The sequence below is a fragment of the Colwellia sp. MB3u-41 genome (assembly GCF_014076845.1).
Taxonomy (GTDB): Bacteria; Pseudomonadota; Gammaproteobacteria; order Enterobacterales; family Alteromonadaceae; genus Colwellia_A.
The window spans coordinates 1-393 of record NZ_JACGUT010000044.1 but is presented as its reverse complement, the minus strand read 5'-3'; the positions used below and the strand labels follow the sequence as shown (position 1 = coordinate 393).

The following is a 393-nucleotide window of genomic DNA, read 5'->3' as shown; positions in this document are numbered from 1 at the left end:
CACGTGGTTGGTCATCAATACGAATGCGTGAACATTCACTTGGTACTTTTTTGCGTAATATTTGAGTTTATCGAGATAAACGGTGTAATCTTGTTCAGCAAAAAAGCTGGCCTGACGGTTATTGCCACGCTGAACAACATGCTGAGGAATACCCGCCAAATTTAATCGAGGTAATCTCGCCATCTTCAGCTAAGCCCTAAAATAAAGGAATAATATAAGCGTAGATGACTAAATTAGAAAATCAACGTCTCTGACCCCATTGATTGTTTTGCTCAACTTGTTGTTTGAATCGATTTTCACCCAATACCCACGCTTTATTTGTCGCATCCCGTATTTCCTGTAACGTAAGTTCAGGTATGTGGTGTTCAAACAGGTATTTATAAGCCTGTTTGC

Annotated in this window: 1 protein-coding gene; it reads right to left on the bottom strand. The window is 39.7% G+C overall.

What is annotated here, in order from left to right:
* The coding region (locus tag H4J73_RS02250; RefSeq protein ID WP_182176748.1) for a transposase at positions 1-183 on the bottom strand (183 nt) is incomplete at its 3' end.
* Between the last annotated feature and the right edge of the window lie 210 nt (positions 184-393).